Source organism: Lacticaseibacillus casei DSM 20011 = JCM 1134 = ATCC 393 (assembly GCF_000829055.1).
GTDB lineage: Bacteria > Bacillota > Bacilli > Lactobacillales > Lactobacillaceae > Lacticaseibacillus > Lacticaseibacillus casei.
In genome coordinates this window covers 389,149-415,175 of record NZ_AP012544.1, presented here as the reverse complement: position 1 = coordinate 415,175, position 26,027 = coordinate 389,149, and the positions used below count along the sequence as shown (strand labels likewise).

At 47.0% G+C, this 26,027-nt stretch carries 25 protein-coding genes and 2 other annotated features; of the genes, 6 read left to right on the top strand and 19 right to left on the bottom strand.

Annotation, left to right across the window (positions count from 1 at the left end):
• Positions 1-99 precede the first annotated feature (99 nt).
• From LBCZ_RS02040 to LBCZ_RS02020, 5 genes are all read right to left on the bottom strand, one after another.
• Positions 100-1,152: an IS30 family transposase gene (locus LBCZ_RS02040; protein ID WP_010620018.1), complete on the bottom strand. Its 1,053-nt coding sequence runs from the start codon at positions 1,150-1,152 to the stop codon at positions 100-102.
• 70 nt (positions 1,153-1,222) lie between these two features.
• Entirely contained in the window at positions 1,223-1,570 is a 348-nt protein-coding gene (locus LBCZ_RS02035) for an L-type lectin family protein (RefSeq protein WP_070098473.1), read from the bottom strand.
• Positions 1,567-2,031: an LPXTG cell wall anchor domain-containing protein gene (locus tag LBCZ_RS02030; RefSeq protein ID WP_025013762.1), complete on the bottom strand. Its 465-nt coding sequence runs from the start codon at positions 2,029-2,031 to the stop codon at positions 1,567-1,569. The genes LBCZ_RS02035 and LBCZ_RS02030 overlap by 4 nt, the downstream gene beginning before the upstream one ends.
• The gene (locus tag LBCZ_RS02025) at positions 2,012-3,037 is read right to left on the bottom strand and encodes a WxLIP family cell surface protein (protein WP_025013761.1); all 1,026 of its coding nucleotides are present in this window, start codon (positions 3,035-3,037) and stop codon (positions 2,012-2,014) included. The genes LBCZ_RS02030 and LBCZ_RS02025 overlap by 20 nt, the downstream gene beginning before the upstream one ends.
• A gap of 187 nt (positions 3,038-3,224) precedes the next feature.
• On the bottom strand, positions 3,225-3,893 hold the full coding sequence (locus tag LBCZ_RS02020) for a WxL domain-containing protein (protein WP_025013760.1): 669 nt from the start codon (positions 3,891-3,893) through the stop codon (positions 3,225-3,227).
• Positions 3,894-4,382: 489 nt separating this feature from the next.
• Positions 4,383-4,620: a binding site (T-box leader), on the top strand.
• Positions 4,621-4,794: 174 nt separating this feature from the next.
• On the opposite strand from LBCZ_RS02020, the gene brnQ reads away from it, so the two are divergent.
• Positions 4,795-6,183, top strand: a complete 1,389-nt coding sequence (gene brnQ / locus LBCZ_RS02015) for a branched-chain amino acid transport system II carrier protein (protein WP_039639586.1) — start codon at positions 4,795-4,797, stop codon at positions 6,181-6,183.
• A 155-nt stretch (positions 6,184-6,338) separates the two neighbouring features.
• On the opposite strand, the gene LBCZ_RS02010 is transcribed toward brnQ, so the two are convergent.
• Positions 6,339-7,253 (bottom strand): hypothetical protein, encoded by a 915-nt coding sequence (locus LBCZ_RS02010; protein ID WP_025013759.1) that lies wholly within the window; start codon positions 7,251-7,253, stop codon positions 6,339-6,341.
• 410 nt (positions 7,254-7,663) lie between these two features.
• Here LBCZ_RS02010 and LBCZ_RS16290 point away from each other — a divergent pair, with 410 nt between their 5' ends.
• The 5 genes from LBCZ_RS16290 (at position 7,664) to LBCZ_RS01985 (ending at position 12,524) form a co-directional block, all read left to right on the top strand.
• On the top strand, positions 7,664-7,864 hold the full coding sequence (locus LBCZ_RS16290; protein ID WP_025013758.1) for a hypothetical protein: 201 nt from the start codon (positions 7,664-7,666) through the stop codon (positions 7,862-7,864).
• Between the two features lie 230 nt (positions 7,865-8,094).
• Positions 8,095-8,348 (top strand) — a binding site (T-box leader).
• Between the two features lie 143 nt (positions 8,349-8,491).
• Complete coding sequence (locus tag LBCZ_RS02000) at positions 8,492-9,205, top strand: amino acid ABC transporter permease (RefSeq protein ID WP_039639589.1); 714 nt, start codon at positions 8,492-8,494, stop codon at positions 9,203-9,205.
• Positions 9,206-9,280: 75 nt separating this feature from the next.
• Complete coding sequence (locus LBCZ_RS01995; RefSeq protein ID WP_025013757.1) at positions 9,281-10,093, top strand: transporter substrate-binding domain-containing protein; 813 nt, start codon at positions 9,281-9,283, stop codon at positions 10,091-10,093.
• 94 nt (positions 10,094-10,187) lie between these two features.
• Positions 10,188-11,327 carry a trans-sulfuration enzyme family protein gene (locus LBCZ_RS01990; protein ID WP_025013756.1) on the top strand — a complete coding sequence of 380 codons (1,140 nt, stop codon included), beginning with the start codon at positions 10,188-10,190 and terminating at the stop codon, positions 11,325-11,327.
• Between the two features lie 144 nt (positions 11,328-11,471).
• Positions 11,472-12,524 carry an IS30 family transposase gene (locus LBCZ_RS01985; protein ID WP_010620018.1) on the top strand — a complete coding sequence of 351 codons (1,053 nt, stop codon included), beginning with the start codon at positions 11,472-11,474 and terminating at the stop codon, positions 12,522-12,524.
• A gap of 162 nt (positions 12,525-12,686) precedes the next feature.
• Here LBCZ_RS01985 and LBCZ_RS01980 read toward each other — a convergent pair whose 3' ends face one another.
• The 13 genes from LBCZ_RS01980 to LBCZ_RS01925 form a co-directional block, all read right to left on the bottom strand.
• Positions 12,687-13,472, bottom strand: coding sequence for a hypothetical protein (locus LBCZ_RS01980; RefSeq protein ID WP_025013995.1), 786 nt, complete (start codon positions 13,470-13,472; stop codon positions 12,687-12,689).
• A 329-nt stretch (positions 13,473-13,801) separates the two neighbouring features.
• Entirely contained in the window at positions 13,802-14,302 is a 501-nt protein-coding gene (locus LBCZ_RS01970; protein ID WP_015975062.1) for a type II toxin-antitoxin system antitoxin SocA domain-containing protein, read from the bottom strand.
• A 117-nt stretch (positions 14,303-14,419) separates the two neighbouring features.
• Positions 14,420-15,601 (bottom strand): GH25 family lysozyme, encoded by a 1,182-nt coding sequence (locus LBCZ_RS01965; protein WP_015975061.1) that lies wholly within the window; start codon positions 15,599-15,601, stop codon positions 14,420-14,422.
• Positions 15,602-15,611: 10 nt separating this feature from the next.
• Positions 15,612-16,058 carry a phage holin gene (locus tag LBCZ_RS01960; RefSeq protein ID WP_039639592.1) on the bottom strand — a complete coding sequence of 149 codons (447 nt, stop codon included), beginning with the start codon at positions 16,056-16,058 and terminating at the stop codon, positions 15,612-15,614.
• Entirely contained in the window at positions 16,055-16,261 is a 207-nt protein-coding gene (locus LBCZ_RS01955; RefSeq protein ID WP_016369922.1) for a hypothetical protein, read from the bottom strand. Before LBCZ_RS01955 ends, LBCZ_RS01960 begins: the two co-directional genes overlap by 4 nt.
• Positions 16,230-16,628, bottom strand: a complete 399-nt coding sequence (locus LBCZ_RS14585) for a hypothetical protein (protein WP_080769576.1) — start codon at positions 16,626-16,628, stop codon at positions 16,230-16,232. The genes LBCZ_RS01955 and LBCZ_RS14585 overlap by 32 nt, the downstream gene beginning before the upstream one ends.
• A 30-nt stretch (positions 16,629-16,658) precedes the next feature.
• Entirely contained in the window at positions 16,659-16,790 is a 132-nt protein-coding gene (locus tag LBCZ_RS16540) for an XkdX family protein (RefSeq protein ID WP_032959329.1), read from the bottom strand.
• On the bottom strand, positions 16,783-17,073 hold the full coding sequence (locus LBCZ_RS01950; protein WP_025014032.1) for a hypothetical protein: 291 nt from the start codon (positions 17,071-17,073) through the stop codon (positions 16,783-16,785). The genes LBCZ_RS16540 and LBCZ_RS01950 overlap by 8 nt, the downstream gene beginning before the upstream one ends.
• A 9-nt stretch (positions 17,074-17,082) precedes the next feature.
• Positions 17,083-19,596, bottom strand: coding sequence for a phage tail protein (locus tag LBCZ_RS01945; protein WP_039639594.1), 2,514 nt, complete (start codon positions 19,594-19,596; stop codon positions 17,083-17,085).
• Positions 19,597-21,111 (bottom strand): distal tail protein Dit, encoded by a 1,515-nt coding sequence (locus LBCZ_RS01940; RefSeq protein WP_039639596.1) that lies wholly within the window; start codon positions 21,109-21,111, stop codon positions 19,597-19,599.
• A complete protein-coding gene (locus tag LBCZ_RS01935; RefSeq protein ID WP_080769638.1) occupies positions 21,112-25,338 on the bottom strand; it encodes a tape measure protein in 4,227 nt (1,408 codons plus the stop codon). It lies immediately after the preceding gene.
• A 29-nt stretch (positions 25,339-25,367) separates the two neighbouring features.
• Positions 25,368-25,598: a hypothetical protein gene (locus LBCZ_RS01930; protein WP_025014019.1), complete on the bottom strand. Its 231-nt coding sequence runs from the start codon at positions 25,596-25,598 to the stop codon at positions 25,368-25,370.
• The gene (locus LBCZ_RS01925; protein WP_015975053.1) at positions 25,576-25,926 is read right to left on the bottom strand and encodes a phage tail tube assembly chaperone; all 351 of its coding nucleotides are present in this window, start codon (positions 25,924-25,926) and stop codon (positions 25,576-25,578) included. Before LBCZ_RS01925 ends, LBCZ_RS01930 begins: the two co-directional genes overlap by 23 nt.
• Positions 25,927-26,027 lie beyond the last annotated feature (101 nt).

The following is a 26,027-nucleotide window of genomic DNA, read 5'->3' as shown; positions in this document are numbered from 1 at the left end:
TTAAAACTGCTTTCGTAAATTGCAAGAACAAGTTAGCCAGTCGTTGAGGACAATCCCAGAACAGGCCGTTATCAAATAGAAGTTGTGGCGCTAGAGAGACTACTGGGCCATGCGGCGAACGCGCCGAGCTTCGGCCTCAAAGTTTTGCTGGGGTGTGCAGTAGCCCTGTTGTTTGCGAGGCAACTGATTCAAGCGGTCTTGCGTGGCCTGCACTTGACTAGGGCTAATGTCATCTAGGGACATGCCCTTAGGGAAGTCCTGGCGGATCATCCGGTTATGTGCCTCGTTGGTGCCACGGTCGCAGGACGTGTAAGGATGGGCGTAGAAGATCTCAGTTTCCGTCCCAGCAAAAGCAGTATTTAAGGCGGTGAACTCGGGTCCGTTGTCGGCTGTGATGGTCTTGATGCAAGCTCCCCATTCGCGCTTGATTCCACGCAATGCATAGCTCACAGAGTCTGCATCTCGTCCTTCGATCAAGCGGAGAAGTTGGCAACGGGTCTTGCGCTCAATCAGAGTCAAGATGACGCTCTCCTTGCCATTGCGTTTACCGACAATGGTATCCATCTCCCAGTGACCGAACTGCCTGCGTCGTTCAACGACCTTAGGCCGTTCCTCGATACTGCGGCCAGCCAGGCGCTTAGCCTTGGTGTGGTGCTGGTGAGAGGTCTTCCGCTTAGTCTTCTCCAACAGGTCGATATTTCGAATCTCTAGGCGTTGGTCGTCAATGTACTGGTACAAAGTCGAGGCACAAACAAGCTCTTCAGGAGTAAACAGCTTGTGTCGCTTGGCATAGCCGATTGAAGCATCCGGCGACCATTTGTCCTGCTTAGCTCGCTGTACGTACCAGGCTAAGAAGACCTGTACGCTGGCGAACTTGTCAGGACGATGGCAGCTCAAGCGTGCAGTCTCGTAACGTGCCTGAGCAGCCTCTGGCAGGTATTGTCGATGGTAGACGCGCTTGCCATTACTCTTCTTGACCTGATCTACTGTACCTCGCTTGATTTCATTATTAATGGTCTGCGGGCAGACGCCAATTTCAGCAGCAATCCAACGATTGGACTTCCCAGCTTGGCGGAATCCGGCCACTTTTCCGCGCTCGAGTGATGTTAAGTGCTGACCTTTTTGGCGGTGTGTGCTATCCTGTTTCTGCATCAAGACAATATCCTCTTCCATTGTTTGTGTAGGAACTTCAATGATACAGGATATCTGTTCTTGATGTTTTTTATTGTCCAAAAAATTTTGAGACAGTGGCTAACTTGATTCTAAAATGCGCGTTAAAACTGCTTTTATCTAAATCGACAAAGGGGTGGTTACTCCAAATGCTCCCTGTCTGACTTGCTATATTTGCATTCAGCTCAAGACCAACTTCATCTGGACCATTTGAAATCATATGAGATTGCGTGCTGACTGGTGAAAAAACACCGTTCAAACTCGTAAAATTTCCTTCGCCCGGTGACTGATAAGTGCTCGGAACCGGCCAAGTAGCTGCCGCCGCCGCGGATTGTATCGGACCAAGCATCATGCTGAACACCGCAGCAAGGCAAATCATGATTAAAGTCTTTTTCTTCATTTTTTACCTCCTTGCCGCGAACGTCCATGCACGAGCACCGCACTTAAGATAACAATCAACAGAACTTCGACGCCGATCACGATCAGCCATGGTTGAACCGCATCCCCCGTTTGTGGGAGGCGGCTGTAGTCCAGAATTGACTGTTCTTTTCCATATTGATCACCATGCGGATCGCCTGCATTGGATGGATCGGTTGCGCCAGCCGGATCGGTTGGGTCGGTCGGATCACTCGGATCACCACCGCTCGGCTTTCCGCTTGGATCGGTTCCTGGGTCGGGTTTTGGATCAGGTTTTGGGGTCGGTGGTGGCGTCGGATCCGGTCCCGTTGACGGCAATTCGCCGACGAGTTCGACTTGCGCCACTGATGTTTCGGCGTGCACCTTATGAGCTGCGGCTCCGCCTGCCGTGAGACCGACCATCATGAGCATTATGAACCAAAAGTTACGCTTTCTTTTCGCCATCAGTCTCCCTTCCTCTCTTTTGTCGTTGCCGCCAAATAAGCCAAAGCAGGATCAGAATCACCACAGCAAGGATGATCGCAATGATGATCCATACCCAAGGCGTTTTTTGCGGTGTCCGGCCTAGTTTTTCTTCGATGGCGTTCGACTGTTGTCGGGTAATCGTGAAGTTACGGCGCCAATGCCAGGTTTTCCCGACAGCCTTGGCAGTCAAATCCAAGGTGTAGGTTCCGGGAGCGAGCGCCTCTTTGGTAAAAATGGCATAGTCAAAATGTGAGTTAGGGGCAAACGACCAGCCTTTTTCATGTCGGGTTAAATAAGGTTCATTCGATCCCTGCCGGTACACCTTACCGTCTAACGTCATGTCACCAAACAGTCGCGGCTTAAAGTTTTGAATGGTCGCTAATACGCCTGCTTGGTTGTCCTGTAATCCTGGCTTGACCTGCATCAGCTTAAGATCAGGAGCCACTTCGGTTTCTGAAGTTTGCAACACCACCCCGATCAGCATGGCAAATTTGTTATTAATCGCCATGCCGCCACCGCCGCTTTTATGCACATTCGGGTCTTCAACGTACAAACTGCCGAGAATTTGGCCCGTGAAGCCTTGTTCCGGAATTTTGACATCAAAAGTCACCGGCACTTGGCCATTGGCTGGAACGTCGATGGTCTGCGGCTCACTTGCCAGCTGGGCAAATGTGTATTCGGCCGAGTTGTCCTTTTTATTATTAGGATAGTAGCCTAACGTTCCGTTATTTTGCGTGAACGCACTGACCGGACTGACCTTTAGCTTCTTGGCTTGATCGCTCGTATTCTTCACGTAAATGAGCAATCGCTGCGTTTCGCCTGGCTTGACTAGCAGATTGAAGTACGTGGATTTGTCAATCTGGTTTTGCGGCAGAGCGGGGCTAATCGTGAAACCTGCGCCTTCAGCCGCCTGAACCTGATGCAGATTGCCAAGCCAAAACATGCCCAGCAGTGCAATAAGGCCAAATAGAATTTTTCGTTTCATGCTTACCCCTCTCCGAGCGTGATCCGGCGCGCTTAGGAGCCGGAGTATAAGCGGCCTTGGCCGTGATGGCCCGAACTTAGGCCATTGCGACCAAGGTCCTTACACGCAGGCTCCTGCGCCAGCGAACGCGTTAATTTGCCAAAAAAGGACAGCGGATGCCCCGCCGCCCTTTAGCTTGAACACTAAATTACAAAGGTGCATCAGCCAGCGTCCAAGTAATTGCTGCTTGGTATCGGCCGGCGCTTGCTGTTGGATCTTTGAGAAGGTGAAGAACCGTTTCACTGCCCTTCTTTAATAAGGCTGTGTTCTTACCTTGCCCTTGCCCATTTGTGCCGGTTGCCAAAGCATCAGCCTTCCAGATCGGAAGTGAACCGCCACCGAAATCAAGGGTCGTTCCAGCTGTTGGGTTAACGGCATTGAGGGTCGGGTTATCTGTCGTGACGTCAGCAGTTTTGAGTGTCAGTGACCCATTCAACGTTCTACCGGCAGAGTCTTTCATATCGCCTAATTGGGCGGTCAGAGCCCAACCTGCACTGGTACCAAGATTATCAGACACAGTTAGTTCGCCGTCAGCATTACCGTCCATGGCATTGGTACCGTCTTTAACCGGACCTGTTGCGTCAATCGTATTGTTATCAAGCTTTAGATCAACGTTGCCTGCCGTGATCTGACTGATGTTGATTGTGCCAAAGTGAAGATCAGGCACCTTGTCCAAGTTAATATCACCAGGAAGGATATTAACTTCTGCCACAGAAGTCTTTGTGTCATTTGCAGCAAATACACTTCCTGTTGGTACCAGACAACCTGCCAACGTCAAAGCCGAAATACCAGTTACAATATAATTAATTTTCCTCATCGATTTTACCTCCATGGGTGTTGTGAAAAGTTTCTTTACCTGTGTTACTAATATCAATATAGCACCTTGCCGAATCGGTAATCAAACAATACGATCAGCCAATCAGCCCCGTAAGACGGGCAATATTACGGAATTTTTGAAATTTTATTTTTTATAAAATCAGGCCATTTACATTAATGTTAGTTTATAATAAACATTAGCAATTTGTTTTTAACCAGTTCATCAAATCAGCGTTATTGAACCCATTAAAAAATATTTTTTGTGATTGTCATTTTGAATGTTGGTTAACCAATATAAGTTGTGCACTAATGAACTTTAGTCAAAGTTATCTATTGGTTGCATTATATAAAAATTATAATTTTTGTTTCGCACGAGGTTTACCGAGCACTATTTTGAATGCCACCGAGTTTTTGTCTGACCCAGCTAGCAACATTAAATTTAGATTAGTTGTTGACAAGGAAGCAAAGCGTGTTAAACTCATAATCAAATACAAATGCAACGCGAAAGACAAGTAGTGATGTTCATGGATTCAGCGAGCTTCGGTTGGTGTGAGGAAGCATTCAGGGCATGATGAAGATCCCTTTCAAGCAGGACACCGAACCTTCAGTAACGTGTCATGGGAGCACCCATTACAGTGCTAGCATATCGTCCACGGACCGTATGCGATGAAGGCCAAGGCTCTATGCTTTGGTGAATTAAGGTGGTACCGCGCAAAGTCGCCCTTAGATATTAGAAAATCTAAGGGCGACTTTTTGTATCTCCGTAACCTGTCCGTATTTTCGCGTAGCAACTAGATCAACAAACCAATTAAGGATGTGATGCAATTGGAATCTGACATTACCCACATTAGTCGCCTCATGAATGAATTAACGTCTAACTTAAACTTATTGGAGGAACTCAAATGGAATTACCTGAAAAGAAACTTTCAACCCGTGATTATGTCGTCATTGCATCACTTTTATTCGGCCTCTTCTTTGGTGCCGGCAATCTAATTTTCCCATTGCACCTCGGTCAGCTCGCTGGGGCTAACTGGTTCCCGGCCATGCTGGGCTTTTTGGTCACCGCGGTTGCATTGCCGCTACTAGGTGTTTTAGCCATCGCCGCCACGCATGCGGAAGGCGTTTATGATATTGGCCGGCCGCTTGGTGGCGTCTTTGCCCTCGTCTTCATGGTGTTGATCCACGCAACGATCGGTCCTATGTTCGGCACCCCGCGGACTGCAACCGTCTCATTCACCACCGGCGTTTTACCAATGTTGCCAAAAGATTGGCAGCAAGGTGGCCTCCTTGTTTTCTCCGCCTTGTTCTTCGGCGCAGCGTTTTTCCTGTCCTATAAGGAACGGAAGATCACCACGGCTGTCGGTAAAGTTTTGAACCCGATTTTTCTAGTGCTCTTATTCTTCGTCTTCTTCGTCGGCTACCTGCATCCAATGGGCAATCCGGCTGCGCAAACCGTTACCGCTGCATACAAAAACGGCAGCTTCATGAATGGCTTCCTGCAAGGCTATAACACGATGGATGCACTTGCTGCGTTGGCATTCGGGGTCACCGTTGTCACAGCGGTTCGCGGCTTGGGGCTGAAAAATGATGACCATGTCGCCAAAGCAACCGCTAAAGCCGGCGTTATGGCAACCAGTTTTATCGGATTGATCTACGTTGCATTGATCGTGCTTGGCAGTATGTCACTGGCACATTTCAAACTGAGTCCTGAAGGTGGCACTGCCTTCAATCAAGTGGTCACTTATTACTTCGGTACCGCTGGCCACGCTGTTTTAGCCACCTTGCTAACGCTGACCTGCCTGACAACCGCTGTGGGCTTAGTCGCCGCATTCGCGCAGGACTTCCACCGGCATTTTCCTAAGGTGAGCTATCGGGCATGGCTGGCACTGACCAGTTTTCTGTCCTTCTTGACCGCTAACTTCGGGCTTGAACAAATCATCGCTTGGTCCGTGCCAATGTTGATGTTCCTATATCCATTCTCAATGGTCCTCATCCTCATGTCTGTTTTCGGCAAAGCCTTCCATCACGATCCGGTCGTTTACCGCGTCGTCGTTGCCTTTACTGCAGTACCGGCTGTTTTGGAAATGTTTGCTGCATTCCCGGCAGTTGTGAGCCAAAGCGCAGTTGGCTTGGCTTTACACAGTTTCCAATTACATTACCTGCCATTCGCCGCAATGGGTCTGGGCTGGTTGGTTCCGGCTGCTGTCGGTCTGGTTATCGGCTTGGTCGCCCACACCGTTAAAACACGGCGGGCAACGGCTTTAGCCAAGGTTCAAGCTGAACAAAATTAAACGGCATCGTTCTTGCTGATCATCCCAAAAGCCAGCTAATCAAAAGCTGCTTGATCAGACATTTCCCCGCCAAATGAAAAGGTACCGATCACGTTTTTGCGATCGGTACCTTTATTTTTATACGTTTTCTTCTATAAATATAGCCTAGCAAAGATTCACCGATAATCGGTATTGATCAGGTCCTTCAGTAAAACCTGATTAAGTAAGCCGATGACATCTTTAATTGTTCGATTGGCCAGTGTCAGAATATCCTTTTGAAAACTCTGCGCTAGTGACTTGACAGAAAACGCCTTGTGGAGCTCTTTGGTCATGAGCGCCAATGATGTTTTGACAATACCCTGATCGTCGGTCGGTTCATGGACAACCAGCCGGTCACTGACATCACTTGGACATTGCTGCCGCTGGGAAAACGTGTCGATTAACGCCTGCCAGATGAGTTCGACAGCATTACGCGGATGCTTCTGCTTTGATGTTGGCGTTGCAAAGTGATTAATGCCACTTGAAACAACCGGTAACGACTGGCCACCTTTGTCATGCTCGTGAGTTGCTGCCTGTGCTGCCGCAACCACGGCCTGTTCCTTTTGCTCTTCTGCTGTCGGCTTTGTCACTGACTGACTGGCCAGCGAATTGACTTCCTGCTCGGTTTTAATCGTCGGTGTTGAACTGACTGTTTTTTCGGAAACCTTGCTTGGCTTGTCTGCCGATGTTTCCGATACTTTGCTGCTTGGTACTGAGACCCCGCTGATTGCTTCGGTGCTTGTAGATGACTTTTTGTCGTCCTGGCTATCGGAAGTCACCACGGAACTTTTTGAATTTTCTTTACTGTCAGTCGTTTCATCCGTGTCAGCTACTGTGATGACCGGTTGCTGATCATCGGTCGTCTTTTCGGTGGCGTCTTGCGTTGTCTTCACGCTGTCTTCTTTTGGTTGTGTGCTACTGCAACTTGGTGCTGATGCCTGTACCGCAACTGGTGGCGTTGAAGCTGCAAACGTCAACGCCTGATTACCAATCACCGTTGATACACCCAAGCCAAGCATGGCAGCTAAGCCGTAAACCCATGCCTTTTTCATCTTATCCTCCACTAAAACATTAACATCTTACATAACTTCTCCGCATTTAATATACCGCATTTATGAAATAAAGTCACTGGACTTTAGGACTAGAGAGCGTGAGCTGAACTTCCAAGATCGCCATCGAACTGATCAATTTCGAGTCGAAGAACAGACTGGCAAGTTAACACACCGTATCCAAATCTGCAGCATCAAGAGAAAGTAGCCTCGACGCTCATGGTGCTCCCTAATGACGTTAGAAGCATCAAAAGGCCAGAACGTTCGCTTAAAGATTGCGCGGCGTGGTCCGGTGGCTCTCGTTCTTAATGGCAAAGTCACCTATTGACAGTTACAAGATATGAGCGTATGACGTAGTTGGAATGACTGACAAGCGTTTACATTTTCGTCGGCAATGAAAGAAGTGACACTCAATGATGATGTATCCTTATATTAACTTAGGCCCCAGAGATGGCATCTTGTTAATTGCAGCGGTGATACTGTTGGTTTTAACATTGGTTTTTAAGTGGTCAGTATTGGAGTTTGTGCTTTCTGCTATTGCAATCATAATTGCGTTTTTGGCGGGAAGCATGAAATCAGACAAGAAGAACGTGCTTACGTTCATAAAAAAGTAATCTAAAAAGATTATTCATGGAGAAACGAAAGACAAGCGCAATTTCAAACATTCAAATTGCGTCTGTCTTTATGTTGGGAGTTGTCAATTGTTCCAGCTTTTGCAGGTAGCATAATGCCCGTCTTACAAGCTATTTGCCGGAAGATTAGGCGGCGAAAGCGTTATCTAATTGTCTCGTCAGTTCGCTCTCCGCTATTGACAACGCCTGTTTTTTAGCCTAATGTAATGTCAATATCTTAGCGGCAGAGAGATGAGTAGCCAGGCGAAGATCCGCAGCGAGTTGTCATTTGGTGGAAGACAATGATCGGGTTCTGGCGAAGATGGTCTTTTCATGCATTCAGTTGTGAACGTTCACCGCAAGCAGCTGACGGGTGCTCCCGTTATTGAGTCAGGGTATTCGCACATGAGGTGGTGTGTTGTACTTAAAGGGAGCCGGATCAGTTCGGCTAATCAAGGTGGTAACGCGGAACATTTTCGTCCTTGTCTATGAAAAATGGACAGAGGCGGAAATGCTTTTTTATTTGCCCGTTCGTTTACAGCATGCCGTTAAGAAAAGTAGCTTAAGAGCATGCAGTCTGCTTGACATTTAGCGGAAAGTACCGGCATGTATCTTAAGAGGAGGAACATTATGTGGAAAATCATCGTTGACGCCGTGCCGCAAATGGTAGCCGCCGGAATTAAATACACCATTCCGATCGCAATTGTTTCATTTGCCATTGGCCTCATCATCGCTTTAATCACCGCCTTGACACGGATCTCGGCACGTAAAGGGGTGTTAATCAGCATCGCTAAGGGCGTTGCATCGTTTTACGTCTGGCTTTTCCGGTCAACCCCCTTGTTGGTTCAATTGTTTATCGTTTTCTTTGGCTTGCCCAGCCTAGTCATTCCGGGTATTTTCCCGCATGGCATTAAGCTCGATCCGGTTGTGGCGGGAATCATTACCTTTTCGCTGAATACTGGCGCTTACTGTGCGGAAACGATTCGGGCTGCGCTTTTGTCCATCGATTCCGGCCAGTGGGAAGCGGCATACGCTGTGGGGTTGCCGCACCGCCTGGTTTTGCGGGAAATCATCATCCCTCAGGCGCTGCGAACCGCGGTCCCGCCGCTGTCAAATAGTTTCATCAGTCTCGTCAAGGACACTTCTTTGGCGGCATCGATCACCATTGTTGAAATGTTTCAGGTCAGCCAGCAAATTGCGGCCGAGAACTATCAGCCATTGTTGATGTACTCACTGGTTGCCTTGCTCTATGCGATTGTCTGCACCGTTTTATCCTGGGGTCAGCGTTACCTCGAAAAAGTCACCTCGCGCTATACGGCAAACACGCAGTCGACTCAGTTGTAAGGTGTTTACCATCGCGCGTTCACTGGCGCAGAAGCCGGTGAATGCACAACCTCATCTATGGAAGGAAGAAATATGATGTTGAAGAAAAAGTTGTGGTTCATGTTGCCAATCATGGCGCTCGTTGCCTTTACCCTGACGGCCTGCAGCAGCGGATCGTCCAGCACGTCTAAAAACAGTGACGTCAAAACCGAATTAATTAATAAGAACGAGCTCACGATCGGTCTTGAAGGAACCTATGCCCCGTTTTCCTATCGCAAAGACGGTAAGCTGCAGGGGTTCGAAGTTGAGCTCGGCAAGGCTTTAGCCAAAAAAGTCGGCGTTAAAGCCAAGTTCGTCCCTACTCAATGGGATTCCCTGATCGCCGGTCTTGGCAGCCAAAAGTTCGATTTGGTGCTCAACAACATTGCCGAAACGCCACAACGTAAGAAAGTTTATGCCTTCACGACACCGTATATGTACTCGCGTTATGCCTTGATTACTCGCAGCGATGATACTTCAATTAAGCAGCTGAGTGACATCAAGGGCAAGAAATTCGTTGAAGGTACTGGCACCCCTAACGCCGCCTTAGCGAAAAAGTACGGCGCGACCATCACGCCATCAGGTGACTTCACGGTTTCATTAAACCTCGTCAAAGAAAAGCGTGCTGACGGCACCATTAACTCCAGCGCTGCTTGGTATGCTTATGCCAAGAGTAACTCAACCGCGGGCCTAAAAAGTCAAACGCTTAAAGTCAGCGCAGCAAAGCCCGACGACATTGCTGGAATGGTCAGCAAGAAATCACCTAAGCTCCAAGCTGCTCTTTCTAAAGGTATCAAAGAACTTCGCAAAGACGGCACTCTGAAGAAGTTGTCGCAAAAATACTTCGGTGCCGACTTGACGACAAAATAACTTGTAGCATTGCTTTTAAACTTTCAAGCCGCGAATGTTCGAAATTCGCGGCCATACATAGTCAACATGTTCATCAAAGGGAGGTCGGGTTTTTATGACTCAATTCAATACGAAATTAGTTCATGGACCGCAACTACAGACTGATCAGGCTGGTGCCATCGTGCCGCCGCTTTATCAAAGCGCCATGTTCCGGTTTGCCCCTGATGGACAGGAAACCCACTGGGACTACGCGCGCAGTGGCAACCCGACCCGCGAATATTTGGAACGGCAGATTGCAACATTGGAAAATGGCGACGCCGGCTTTGCTTTTTCCAGCGGTGTGGCCGCCATTGCCACCGTGTTGGCCATCTTTCCAAACGGCAGTCACTTCATCATCGGCGACTCGCTTTGCAGCGGGACCGATCGGCTGATTAACCAATACTTCGCCCAGCACGGCCTGACCTTTACGGCGGTCGACACGCGCGACTTGGCGGCGGTGGAAGCGGCGATCCGCCCTGAAACTAAGGCCATCTTCTTTGAAACCTTTTCCAATCCGCTACTGAAAGTCAGCAGCGTGAAGGCCATTAGCGCGCTTGCGAAAGCCCATCACCTCACCACGATTGTAGATAACACCTTCCTGACCCCTTATTACCAGTGGCCACTCGATCTGGGTGCTGACATTGTGCTACACAGCGCAACCAAATACCTTGGCGGCCACGGCGACCTAATTGCCGGACTGGTCGTCTCCGCCCACCCTGACCTCAGTGAAAAGTTGGCCTTCTTGCAAAACACGATCGGCGCCATCTTAAGCCCACTGGACTGTAGCCTGGTGTCGCGCGGCATCGCAACCCTCGCCGTTCGCCTTGATCGGGAAACAGCCAACGCCCAGGCAGTAGCTGAATTTTTAAACCAGCACCCCGATGTTGCCCACGTCTACTATCCCGGACTGCCAAGCGACCCCGGCTACGCGCTGGCCCAACAGGAAACCACCGGCGCCAGCGGTCTATTGTCCATTAAGCTCGCCGACAACATTGATCCGCTGAAATTCGTCAACAGTACCAAGGTCTTTGACTTCGCCGACTCACTAGGCACCGTCTCCAGCTTAGTCAAACTACCATGGTTCAAACTACCGGAAGAAAAACGCGCAGGTTCCGGTTTAACGCCGCAGCATGTCCGCATCGCGATCGGCTTGGAAGATCAACAGGATTTGATTGGTGATCTGGCGCAGGCGTTGGCGGCGGCGGAAAAGAAATAAATGGTACGAAAAAACATCCTTTCGCGCATTTTAGAATCAAGTTAGCCACTGTCTCAAAATTTTTTGGACAATAAAAAACATCAAGAACAGATATCCTGTATCATTGAAGTTCCTACACAAACAATGGAAGAGGATATTGTCTTGATGCAGAAACAGGATAGCACACACCGCCAAAAAGGTCAGCACTTAACATCACTCGAGCGCGGAAAAGTGGCCGGATTCCGCCAAGCTGGGAAGTCCAATCGTTGGATTGCTGCTGAAATTGGCGTCTGCCCGCAGACCATTAATAATGAAATCAAGCGAGGTACAGTAGATCAGGTCAAGAAGAGTAATGGCAAGCGCGTCTACCATCGACAATACCTGCCAGAGGCTGCTCAGGCACGTTACGAGACTGCACGCTTGAGCTGCCATCGTCCTGACAAGTTCGCCAGCGTACAGGTCTTCTTAGCCTGGTACGTACAGCGAGCTAAGCAGGACAAATGGTCGCCGGATGCTTCAATCGGCTATGCCAAGCGACACAAGCTGTTTACTCCTGAAGAGCTTGTTTGTGCCTCGACTTTGTACCAGTACATTGACGACCAACGCCTAGAGATTCGAAATATCGACCTGTTGGAGAAGACTAAGCGGAAGACCTCTCACCAGCACCACACCAAGGCTAAGCGCCTGGCTGGCCGCAGTATCGAGGAACGGCCTAAGGTCGTTGAACGACGCAGGCAGTTCGGTCACTGGGAGATGGATACCATTGTCGGTAAACGCAATGGCAAGGAGAGCGTCATCTTGACTCTGATTGAGCGCAAGACCCGTTGCCAACTTCTCCGCTTGATCGAAGGACGAGATGCAGACTCTGTGAGCTATGCATTGCGTGGAATCAAGCGCGAATGGGGAGCTTGCATCAAGACCATCACAGCCGACAACGGACCCGAGTTCACCGCCTTAAATACTGCTTTTGCTGGGACGGAAACTGAGATCTTCTACGCCCATCCTTACACGTCCTGCGACCGTGGCACCAACGAGGCACATAACCGGATGATCCGCCAGGACTTCCCTAAGGGCATGTCCCTAGATGACATTAGCCCTAGTCAAGTGCAGGCCACGCAAGACCGCTTGAATCAGTTGCCTCGCAAACAACAGGGCTACTGCACACCCCAGCAAAACTTTGAGGCCGAAGCTCGGCGCGTTCGCCGCATGGCCCAGTAGTCTCTCTAGCGCCACAACTTCTATTTGATAACGGCCTGTTCTGGGATTGTCCTCAACGACTGGCTAACTTGTTCTTGCAATTTACGAAAAACATCCTTTGAGCGTAAAACCCAAGGGATGTTTTTTATGCTCACCGATCAAAAATGGAAAACTGTCAAAATCTCAGTGACCATTATATGGCCAGCCAACCTTAACTTGTTCGAGTGGATCGGTACGCTTCAAGCTATCCGAACCTTGATCCAATGACTGTAACGCTTGATAAGCAAGCCTCAACCTTGATGCATAGCCACGCCAATTATCATCGTTCCGTCCAGCATTGACCGCCTGATCATAAGGTAAAAAGCTGACTTTTATTGCCGTGATTGTTAATTTCGCGACTTTGCAAATCAATGGCCATTCTGTATCCGTCAGTAAGCCTTTTGAGTTAGCTAAAATATACCTAGCCGCTTCTTGGCTAAAAGCACAGCATCCAGCCGTTATGTCCAGATCAGGCAATCCCAACACCGCAGAAGCCGCTTTATTGGTAATAGCCTCGGTTTCGCGCCAAGTTGCCGGATAACTGTGTATCACCACTGAATCACGACCGACAATCTGATACCCGTCAACCGCCTGAAGTCGTTTCACAAATGCTTCTAGCGCAGGCTCTGCCCGTTCCACCGCCACCACGATCTTATCAAAATCGCAGTAAAAAAATGATGCCGAATAATGGACATACTGCAAACCAAACTCAAGTACTTTTCGGCGGGCATCGGCAGCACCATGCGGCTCAATAATGCGGCAATGAAATTTCGGTGCTTCGTCTAGTAAACGCGCGATCTCATTAGTAGTGGCAGAACTGATTGTGACGTAGATGGCCGAAAATATTTTGCTGACACTCGCCACAACCTGTTGTAGCTGAGGCAAAGAGACATTTGGGTGATGGACAGTGGCTAGTAGCACAGGTTGCATATCAAAGACCCCTTATGCGATTTTGTCAGCGTTCGCCGGTTAACACAAATGCCTCCACCGGGCATAGATGATAGCTATGTATCAACATTTGAGGTATCCTTGTCCCCTTTTTGTCCCCTTTGACTGAAAAATCTAGAAGCATCCAGAAGCAAGTTATTAAATCGTGTTTCAATGGCTTCTCTGTGGCTGATAATTTAGTGCACAAAAATAAGCCTCCTACCCAATCGGGCAGAAGGCTTTTTTGTTACCACCTTGATCTGTTATTAGTATTTCTAACACTTCTCGTGTTTCATTTGGATTCGGACGAATATTTATTTTTGTGTTTTCTGTCAATCGACGACTTTAGCATATTCTTTCCTAATTTCGTCCGGATCCATATGCGCATGAGGTTCCCCATGAGCCCTCTTAAACGGTTTTGACCAAGACTCATCCTCATGTGATCGATTGACTAATCCAAAGTCGTTTACTTTATTTATTTGGCTCAACAAGTCATTAATAAATGATACAACTTCAACTTCTTCACTATTTTTAGGTTGATACTCTTTCCATTTATCTTTTAGATAGAATCCGTTTTTTTGTTTGGCATATACTTTATCGTCAACTGGGCCATACTTCCAAGCCTCAAATTCAGGTTTGAACAGATTAGCCGGGTAATTTGTTTGGCCAAAATCAGTTTCTTCCGATTTATCAACATTACCATAGGTGCCACTGTAATAAGCCCACAAAAAATACAAGCTCTTTTGAACTTTCGATAAAGTAGGATTATTAAGCCTTTTGTATATGTGAAAAACTAATTCATCTTTATCTGAGAACATAAAATCTTCGGCCATGATATTATCACCTCATCAATATCTTAGTTTAAGCAGCAACTGATGTCACGTAAAAGAACAACCTTCCAACAAAAATAAGCCCTCCACCCGCGTTAGCGAGCAGAGGACCTTTTTTTGTTACCTGATATATAGGCTTTCGCCGGGATAGATCAGGCTGTAGATTGACTTGCCGTTGTTAGCAGCCAATGTGTACATGCTGATGCCATACTTGCTGGCAATATTCCAGAAGCTGTCACCAGAGCGGACTGTGTAGTACGTGTGCGCATAGGTTTGCACATTCGAACTGCGAGAACCATAGCTCTCCCCACCATTCACGCCCAAGGCAACATAATGATACCTGCCTGAGTAGCTGAGATAACGTGCCCAAACATATGTGCCACGGATATACACGTGATCATAAATCACACTTTCACCAGGTGCATAGCTACCAACGGATGCATAGCCGGTTCCGGCACCAGTGCGGATGTTAACAGTCACGGACGGCTTGAAAACACCAGTTTGCGCATAGTCGGTATCACTGGCTGCATTTGATTCTGCTGGCTGGCTTGGTGCCGGTGTTACAGGTGCTGACGGATTTTCTGGCTGCTTCGAGTAGCCATTATCAGTGATACCAAGCAGATCAATGTTACCATCGAGGCCTTGCGACAGCCAAAATGCGCTCGTGTACTGCCAAATAGCTACCCCATCCATACTTGGAAAATAACCGTAGTCTGGTTTGGTAGTTGGTAGATAATCACGGTAAGCAGCAATCCAAAGGCTGTTAGGAAATTCTTTCAGAATACGCTGATAATCGACGTGTGCCAATGTATATGGCTTGTAGCTGTAATACATGGGCGTGTAGCCTTCTGAACGAATGCGCCGCATGCCAGCTAAAATTGCATCCGTATTAGCTGCCATATTGCCAGAAGCACCATCTTCGTAATCCAAAGCAACGATGCTTCCCTTTGGTGTCTGCGCTTTGATACGAGGCATATAACGGTCAAGTGCTTCTAATCCCAACTGGCTACTTCCACCAACACCATACCAGATGTAACTATGCACACGTTTTCCTGCCGCCTTGGCACTAGCAATTTGGCTATCGTACGTCCACTGATCGATGTAAGTACCACCGTAAGTCCCGCCGATCTGAGCGATGATGAACTTGTCTTGGTCTGTTCCATATCGTCCAATTGCTCCCTGATACTTTGACCAATCAGGTCCCTGATCTCCCTTGGCCGCGTTTACCTGCGATGGCAGGGCAAAAGAAATAGCCGCCAAGAAGGCGACTACCAAGGTGATTAGTTTAGTTTTAAATTTCATGGTGTCCTCCTTATTGCTGTGGAGCAACAGATGCTGGTGCCAGTTGAGCCTTAACTGCGTCTGCGGCCGCCTGAGCTGCGGCAGCTACCTTATCTTGATTAGATGCTTCCTGATCAACTGTCTTTTGTGGATAGGTTTCTGCTAGGCTGTCTTTCAAATCCGCATAAGCTTTCTCAACCGCGTTGGCAATCGTCTGCTCGTCTGTGCTGGTGAAGCCAAGCGACTTCAAACCATCTTTAACCGCTTGAATGGCAGTCGATTTCTTAACCGCACCGTCAATCGCCTGTGTCACACCGAGCTGTTCTGCTGCTGTTACCGCAGCGTTTGCCAATGGGCCTAGTACCTTTACCAAGGTGAGTGCCTGTTTGTTAGCCAGCAATTGTTTTGAGATCCAAGCCCCAATGATTGGGATTGCTGCTACTGCGAGTGATACTAAAAGTTCTGTCCAATTATTCATGATTTGTTTTCCTTCCTGAGACGCTCATTCTCACGTCTCAAACGGTCATTGTCTGCGCGTAATCTGTCATTCATATCCTCAAGCTCATCATGCCTGTTTTTTCGTTTACCCTCGCGGTAGGTCATGAAGGCAATAACGGCCGATGCTATACCGGCAAGATATGGGGCAAAATCAACAATTGCTTTGGTTATCGCTGCTGTCACGGCTGTCACTCCTTCGCGCCAGAATCAGCACGAAGGCTGTTATGATCGCATTGCTGATCCAACTTGTGTAGATTCCAGTTGAGATCGAGGTCAGCAATTGCAGTATTGTCAAGAATGACATTAAAAAGCTGGTAGTCGTAAGCAACAGACGATTGATTACTGCCAACTGTGTTTCCCATAGAACCCAACCCCCAATCCCGAGCCCATCAATAACAAACAAAAACCCCACAATGTCATCGTTTAACCAGTCAGTGTAATGTGGGGGCCAGATGAAATAATGGTCATTGATGATTAGAAACAAGCCAATGGCAACTATGCCAATGGCGAGTACTGTATGCATCGGGTGATCTCTAATTTTATTTAACATTGTCATCACTTCCTTCCACAAAAATAGCCACTAGCTTTTGCTGGCGACATAGTCACTGCCTGTAATTTGCTTGTATTGATCTGGGGTAATCATTATCGGTACATAAGGCGCTAAATCAATTCCCCAACTGTAAAGTAGTGCACACTGATCATAATTAGTCACTTGATTTCGCCGCCTTCAGCTGCGCTACTTCAAGAGTAAGTGCGGCAATCATCTGATGTTCTGGTGACGGCTCAGGTGCAGGTCTGTCAGCGTCTGGATCATAACCAGCATCTGGAACAACCTTGCTATCAACAATACTTGCATGGTTTTCATACAAGCCAATGGCATCATCAACCTCAATAACATCAAATCCTTCATCGGTTGGCCCTACTGGTCTATTTTCATCAGCATTTGCCCAATGAAGTAGCCGATTATTGCCATCCGTCCACACTTTTATTTTCATAATTGCCTCCTAGCGAAAAAACGAGTCCCCCGTCGGATAATCGTCCTGAGTTAGATACGACACCGAGCCACCATAACTACCAGAAGCTTTGGAAATGTTGCTATACCAGCCGACCGTTCCTCCACTTGGCGTGCTTGAATACATAGCGGTAGATTGTCCGGAATATGAAAAGCTCAAGCAGCTTGCAACAATATTGTTTGTCAAATAAGGCTTGTAACCGGGTCTAATATCTGCGAGCCTCAAGAAATTGTATTGATTAGCTATTGTATGAATTTGAAAGTTGGCGGTCACCAAATTTCCACGTCGCGTGTAGTAAATATATGCCCAATCAATATCAATATTGCTTAGCGCGGTTGTGTTGACGTAGAAAAATGTCACGTTGTCTGCCGAAGTGAATTCAGATCGAATATATTTTTTGGTAGCTGCATTTTCAGCGCTAATTAATGTTGAAAGGTTGAGCTTGCCACCTTGCAAATTAGCATACTGAACGTCCCCCATCATGTCAGGCGTAAGCTCGCGACTGATGAATCCTGATGGTCCTAAGTCGCTAATTAGCACGTTCCCATCAGGCGTACCTTGATCGTCTTCAATACTGCCCGAGACATTCACGTGACCGTATTGCATAATGGTGATGCCACTGCTGAACTTTCCAGCATTGGCATCACCAAGGGCAATGTGCTTGAATGGTGCATTAATATCAGGAGAATTAATGGTCGCACTGTCAACCTCAATCGATTGCAGTTTCTTGATACTGAGAACCGCCTGCTGGATGCTTTGGTCAATCCAAGTTGACCCATCGTAGTATTGCAATGCAGTGGCATCGTTAAGCGTTGTCCCATGCCACCATAGGTCGCCTTTCTTGGGACTAGCGGGCGTGCCCAACTGAATGTACGTGTATGGCACATCCTTGCTTCCGGGAACGCCCTGAGGACCCTGTGGTCCTTGAGGACCTTGCGGTCCAGTATCACCTTTTGGCCCTTGTACTAGTTGCCAAGAATAAAGTGATGGATCTGTGCTATCTGCCTGTGTGAAGTCTGTATAACTACCGATGTACTTGCGAGACCCGGGGGTATCGATCGAAAAGTTCGTTCTGCCGTCACTACTGTCGGCATACGCAATATGGAAGTACGGCGTCTTGCCATCGGCACCGGCTTTGCCGGGCACCCCATCTTTACCATCAGCACCATCCGCACCCTTAATCAGTGCCCATTTACCAGCATAATCAGCCGGATTGTCACTTGGAACGGATGACTTATTTGACCAAACGATTGCCATGTACTTTTTACCAGCTGGCAAAGCACTCATATTAGTGCCCTGATCATCATCGGCATAACGAACCCACGGATAGTATTGAACGGTTTTAGGGATATTTTCAATCTTAACTGCCATATCCTTAAGCGCTGAATACAAATTAGGCTGCTCATTTGCGTAATCTCCTAAAGTGAGCTTGGTATAATGACCAGCGCGGCTGCGTTCAACCGACAACACTTTCGCAGAAAGAAATAGATTCTGGTTCTCGTCAACAATGTGTACCGTTTGATTCAATGGCACATAGGGCGCATTTGCCAAATCAACTTCATAGTTGACATTTGGATGGTTATACTTTTTCAGGTCTGCTAGGGCTGCTTGTAATAACGTGGCCTGAGTAGTCGAATCAAATGTTTTGACCCGATTCCAATCAGATTGTGTTGGGTTAGGGTTGTTGTTGCTTAACAAACGTGAATATTTCTGCACAGCAATGGCATCGTGCAAGAATCCGTACTGGTCAAGTACAAATTGTCCGGTTGGATCAGTCCAACTATACCCAATCAAATTAATTGGATCGTTTGAACCATCAGGTGTAGCACCATAGGCCTTCACCGAGGTTTCCATGTCGTATATATCAACTGTCTTTACGATATTGTTGATGTCTTTGTTCATCTCAAAGGAAATCAAGCTGTCGGAAGTTTCCTCATGTCTGATATTGATAACACGTTTTACGGCAGTCGTACCTACAAAAACAAAGCCAAAGCTAAGCACTGCATCAAAATCTTTCGCGACTGATTTAATGCGGCTAAGTGCAGTGTCTTCATCTGTCCATGTAAGTGTTCTGACGTCTGTAGGAAATTCATTAATACCGATCTCCCAGCCAGAATCATTTGTAAACCTGAGGATGTAATCAGCGATAGTATAGGCTTTGTCAGCGGCATAGGCGCCCACCACTTCATTCATCAGATCGTTGCCTGCATCCGTACAAACGACTGTATGAATATGCGCTAATGTATCGTGAGTAACACTGGCAATGACCATTTGATGCCCATTGCCTTCTTCATCTTGATATAAGACAAAATTGTTTTCAGCCGCCATTTCATCAATGGCCTGCTCTTGCTCAGTTTTAAATGGAATCGTCAAGGTCAAGGCAATGGAAGGCCTATCATCAGTTGCTTTTACTTCACTATCAGCGCTAACCAGCCATTCGCCTTTTCCAGTTGTACGTGCAACGCCCATGACATTGAATTTGCGGTCGGTAAAATAGTATTCCACTTATAACCACGCCTCCCTCAAAGCAACTTCACACGCAAATGGTTGTGCCCAGCTTGATGGCATGAGCTGAAGGATGGTATCTCCGGGTGGCAAAAGGAACTTGTCCCACTGGTTGCCTAATGTATGCAATGTGCGATCTTCGCTACCATTGAAATAAGTTTTGGTATTAGCCACATCAACCGTAATTACATCGCCATTGCTGAAGCGATTCTTAATATCTGTATACCAGCTTACGTTCTGCCATTTAACGGTAGACGCAAATAGATACATAGTCGACTCGCCCCATGTCTTGTCTCGCATAAACCATGCTGAAAATTGCTTAGTCTCGACACTAGCAGCGTCCGCAAAAGTGAATTGACGGGTAATAGTCGTCTCTCGTCCTCGATTGCCAACCCATGGTGACACTCTAAAAACAACCGAATTACCAAATTTCTGCAATTCTAGCTGAATGAATTTGTCGTTAGTGAAGATATTGCGATCTAACTGTTCATTGACGACTAGTTGATTTTTGTAGTAACACATCCACCATATTTGGTCAGACAGCGCACTATTGTCTTTCAAGATCATTTGAAAGATTGGCTTGCCGTCACTTTCTAAGGTTGTTTCGAGTGAACCGACCTTTGAGACACCAGTTTGAAAACGTGTCATGACGTCCCAAGTTAGGTTGCTCGTAAAGTTACCATTATGTGTCTGAGCAAGGTTGTGTTTGATTGAAGGCCCATTCCAATACTTGTGGTCGCCAGTAATACTGGACCAATTAGGCTCAACCTTCCAGCCATCGAACCTGTCCTCTGTCCAAATCGCATTGCCAATCTGTTCATTCGGCGTAGCTGGATTGTCTCCCCAGTAAAGATTATTGGAAGCTGCTTGATTATCCATGTGCGATCCTTGAACGGCTGCCAAATTCAAGGCCACTTCACTTTCTTCGCTGGTATAGCCATCAATTTCTTCAGGGTTGCCAAATTGAAGCACGCCACCATGACTATTGGCAAATCCTAGAAAGCCGTTATCCGCATGCATAGTTGCCGTAATAACTGGCTCAACAGGATAAGTGCCACCATTATGAACCGTGATGGTGTCAGATAGTGTGTCATCGTTTATGTTGTCAAATGCCTTTATGGCTACCGAGTGCGCAATGCCACCATCGGGACAGACGAAGCTGATTGAGATTGTCCCTGATCGAAATCCTTCGGTGAAGGTAGGCTGACTGTCTACGATGGCTAGATAATATTTATCAGGCTCATCCCCAAAGATTAGCTGCTGTGGTTCGTCCGCATCAGTAGCAGCGGCCAAGGAACGCCTTAGTGGTACCAAATCATCGTTCATAACGATCCCAGTTACCACAATCGTCTTGACGTCCCGTGACATGTATTGAAGCATCTGACCATCGCTAATGCCGACCTTTTGCATTGTGTTGACATGATTAGTTCCTACATCACGTTTGACCATCTGCACATACAGCCATTGGGTAATATCTACTCCGGCGTATGTGATGGTCACGCCTGCTTGTTTCAATTAAACGGTTCCTCCTTTCCAATAAGCATTGAACCTGTCTGTTCTGTCGTTGTACTGCTTAACTTTTGGCGCAACTTTTGGATAAAACTGGTCGTCCCCAACTTGCAGAACAAAGCTGAGTTTCGTGAGAAGATCAGCAATATTGTCCAACTTCTTTCCTAAATCATCTGTACCGCTGTTTTCGCTTTCAGCAACGGCACCATTACCCAAGTTGTGATTAATGTTGGTAACAGCCTGACCTAGTAGTTGCCAAGCACGGCTTGTTTTAGTTAACGGCAAGATTGTTTCTGGGCCATCTTCGCCAACAAGCGCATGGATTGGCTGTGTGATCAAGCCACCATTGGCGTAACCTTCAGGGCCACTGACACGAGCAAAGGCAGAACTTCCAGAGCCATAGATAGCCTTCATGTAGTGAATACCGGCAAGCAGATCATCATAGCCGTTATAAACATCGTTGTGGCCGGGGAACTTATACGCATTGAACGTTGGCCCAATGGTTTGTACAAGCCCCATTGAAGGTATTCCGGCTTTAGCGTTGCTATCCCACAAGTTAATTGCCTTAGGATTGCCATTTGATTCACGCTGGATAACTCGCATCCATGCAGCAACTTGGTAATCGCTAGCGTCAAATCCATTGGCCTTTAAAGCTTTAATGACATATGGCTTCCAACGCTGCACGCCTGAGCCACCGGGATTACCCATGGAATCTTCTATTTTTTTTAGCTCTTTTTTGATCCAAGCGCCAATTCCGCTATATGCATGTTTAAAAATGCCAACTCCTAAGTCTCCAAATGCTTTTACTGGAGAAGAGCTAATAATCCCTTTTATACTCCTACTGATTAGATCAGTTACATGCTTAACCGGGTGAGCGATCCAATCTACAATTGCTTCGAACTTATCACCGATCCATTTGCCAACATCTTCAGCCTTATCGACTACCCACGAACTAGCGTCTTTAACGCCGTCCCACACACTGCCGATGATGCCGCCATGTGCAAAGCCGGGAATGCCATACATATCTGCAATGGCTTTACTTTCTTTGCCATTGTAAATACGGTCGCCAGTTTCCAGAGGTAAAATGGCATTCTTCTTGTCCGTATAAAGCCATTGACCGGTTCGTTTCTTGTGGATCAATTCTTTGTAATGCTCGCTGCCGTCATCGTTAACCATAGCCAGCTGTGTGCCGTTATTGCCGACTTTACCACCTTGGGCAAAGTGTACGTATGATGGTAAGCTAACCTTCTTGACCCCGAAGAAGCCAAGAACACCATTGACTGCCGACAATCCAGTGCGAATAACTCTGACCACAAAGTTGATTCCGCTTTCCGCTGCCTTTTTGATGCCGTCCCAGATGCCGCCGAAGAATGATCCTACATCACCCCAAACGTCTTTCCACACCTTTTTGATTGTGTTAATGACACTACCAATTGTGCTTGAAATATCGTGAATGATTGGTGAATAGAACTTGACCATGCCGTTCCATGTGTCACCAAAGAATTTAGAAATGGCACCCCACACGGTGTTCCACGTATTCTTGATGGCATTAATTACATTGCTTATTGCACTTGAAATGCCATTGATGATCGGCGTAAGGAACTTTACCATACCGTTCCAAATGTTGCTGAAGAATTTAGAGATGGCGTTCCATGAATCGGTCCACACCTTATTGACAGCTGACAAGAACGAACTAATGCCCTTGCTAACCGTGTTAAAAGCCGTCGTGCCAACCTTAACAATTGTGTCCCAAATGCCAGTGAAGAACTTGGCAACGAACTGCCAATACTTGTTCCACGCGCTGGATACGTCTTTTGCTGTGCCAGTGATGAAATTGCTAATACTGGTCAGAATAGGCTTAATGAATTTAGCAATGCCATTCCATACCGCCATGAATGGCTTTTCAATTTCTTGCCAGGCTTTGATTGCCAAGCCAACGATTAGCGCAATCGGAATTACAATCGCCAACTTCAGCACATTCAGCCCGACCTTAGTGGCTTTCACCACACCTGCCCAAACAGCAGACATGCCCTTGGCGATTGGCGCCCAAATCTTATTCCAAGCAGATGCAATTGATTTGCCCCAACCATTCATTGTCTTCAAGAAACTGTTCCAGCCCTTACCGACTGACGACCAAGCACTGTTCCAGCCCTTGACCATCTGGCTAATCCATTTCTCCATGCCTTTCCACATGTTTTGAATGGATTTTACAATGCCATCGACGAAAGCTTTGAACTTTGCGTTGTGCTTATAAAGCTCAAATAATGCCGTTCCAACAGCCAAAATAACAACTGCTAGTTTTATCCAAGGGTTAGCTTCCATAACCACATTAAGCACTTTTTGTGCTGCTGCCATAATTTTGGCACGCTTAGAAAATAGATCCATTGCCCCACTTATCGCCGTAATTGCGCCCTTGGCGATTTTAGAAACAATTTCTCCGCCTTTTACAGCGGCCCACAATCCCAACACGATCTTGGCTGTTGTCTGAATGCCACTCTTGTTCTTGGCGATATTGCTTAGGGCTGTGTTGGCATTCTTCAGCGGATCGTTTGCTTTGCTTGCACCACTGCCCATCAGTCCAAAACTCTTGGCTATGCTTGAAACAATGCCAGCAATTGTGTGCCACACTGTCCCAGCAAAAATCTTCACAATAGTACCTAGGCTGGTGATAATGCCACCAATATCTTTTTGATGTTGAGCCACATAGTTCAATAAGTTGCTTGCTTGTTGCGCTACACCGGCCATGGCTTTCCCCAATGAAGTAAACAAGGAAGTCACTGCGGACGACTTTAAAACATTAACAATGCTGTTAATACCAGTGCTTTGAACTGATACCAAAGGTTTAGCAAGTGTTGCTTCAACTCCCTGCCAAGCGCCCTTTAATCTTTGCGTAGCACCCTCGGCAGTATTACCAAAGTCATTAAAAGTAGACTTGCTGTCCTTGCTGATTTTTACGATCAAATCCTGCAGTTTCTTACTGCTGATTTGACCGCTTGCTACCATGGAGTTAAAGGCCGTTTCAGATACGCCACCGGCCTTAGCCAATGCACTTCCAAGACCAGGCGCAGCATTTTCCATACGTGTTAGAACACCAGTAGTAAGCTTCCCATTGTTAAATGCACGCTGCAAGGACTTAGCAAATGTACTTGCACCGTCACCAGAAAGCCTTAGCTTGTCTGCAAGTGTGGCTACGCCTAGTGTCAAAGCCTTAGTTTTGTCAACATTACCTGTCATGCCATAAAAGCGCTTTTGCAAAACAGATACTTGATCTGCTGACAAGTTAGTCTCAGACTTCAAGTCACACATTTGACCAACTAGTTGTTCTGCACCCTTGCCGCTGACGCCTAAAGTTTTCCATACTCGTGTTGCTTGTTCTCCAGCTTCAGCTAATTGAATGCCTTGCGTTATGGTCGATTTAATAGTGCCACTAAATTCTGACCAACCATTACTTATTGTTTGTCCAATTGCAGTAGCGCTAACCATTTTCTTGAAACTTAATTTTGTCTTGTCAGCTTCACTCTTCGTGCCTGCAATGTGGCTCTTGATTCGATCAAAAATAGACGGATTAGCCTTGTCCATTTCAGCTTGCAAGCCGGTCATTGATGACTTAGCTTTGGCTAAACTGGTTGCTGTCTCGTCAACACGTGTCTTCTGCGTTCGCCAAGCGTCTGAATCCTTGCCACTAGCCGCCGCAATCTTATCCAACTCAGCAGATTGCTTGGCCAATTGTTCGTTAAGGTTGACAATGGAGGACTTATAACCCTCCATCTTTGCCTTATTGGCTTCTTGCTGATTGCCTTCAGCCTCTAGGCGAGTCACATAGGCTTGATTGGCGCGTGCAGCAGCTGTGTACTCTTGCTGTAGGCCAGCCAAACCGGACTTTTGATAGTCCATTGCTTGCTTAGCGCGGTCTTGCTGAGCTTGCATACTGGCCAGTTGCTTAGTGGCACCATCAATTTGCTGTTGATACTTCAAGAACTGTTGAGCAACATCGGCAGTGTTGCCCTTGAGTTCGCTTTGCTTAGCTTTGAGAGCGTCAATCTTAGACTGCTGTGCTTCAATAGACTTACCCAAGCCGTCATATTTAGCCTGAGCAGCGCCAACTGCATCACCAGCAGATTTCATCTCCGCTTCTTGAGCTTTCCAAGCATTTTGGCTCGAACGAACAACCGCTGTTAATGATTTGACGGATTCGCTTGCCGACAATAGATCAAGGGCAATCTTGGTACTCATTGTTGCGTTAATTTGTTGTGCCACTTTAATCACCCTTTCTCTTGGTATTGCTTCCACATAATTGCCGGATCAATTGGCCGGTCTTTCTTATCCTTGGCGGACATCATTTCCAGCATTTCAAAATAGTCGGCATCATCAAAATCCTGCATTGACCAGTGGAAATACATGACTGCTTGCTTTTTCATCAATCTAAAGTCTTGTAGCTGATTTTCAAGTTCATAAACTTTGACGGCTGGGTTAATCTTTGCTTTTGCTGGCATCCTGCTTCTTGGCAGCTAAGTCAATATCCTCATCACTCATGCCCATCATGCGTTCAAAAGTGTAATTAACCGCCTGAATAGTGTCGGCAAATTCTAGATCCCCAAGCTTGTCCGTTTCTTGCTTGTTCAGGTTTAAAACGGTGGTCAAGAAGTCGATTGAGTCATGTAGCATATCGCGCTGCATCTTAATAATTTCTACTGGTTCCATATTGGCGACATCGTCTGCCTTGGCCATGAGCAATTGCAGATCATACATCTTTTCCATGTTGCGATTACTGGTTTTAACTTCGTGTACACGATTGCCAAGTTGGCTAACTTTAATTTTCATTGGTAATACCATCCTTTGTATTTGATAAGGTCGCTGTGGTGAATCGGACACCACCAAGTTCACCAGAAAGCGACTTTTGAGCATAAAAAATAGCGCACGTT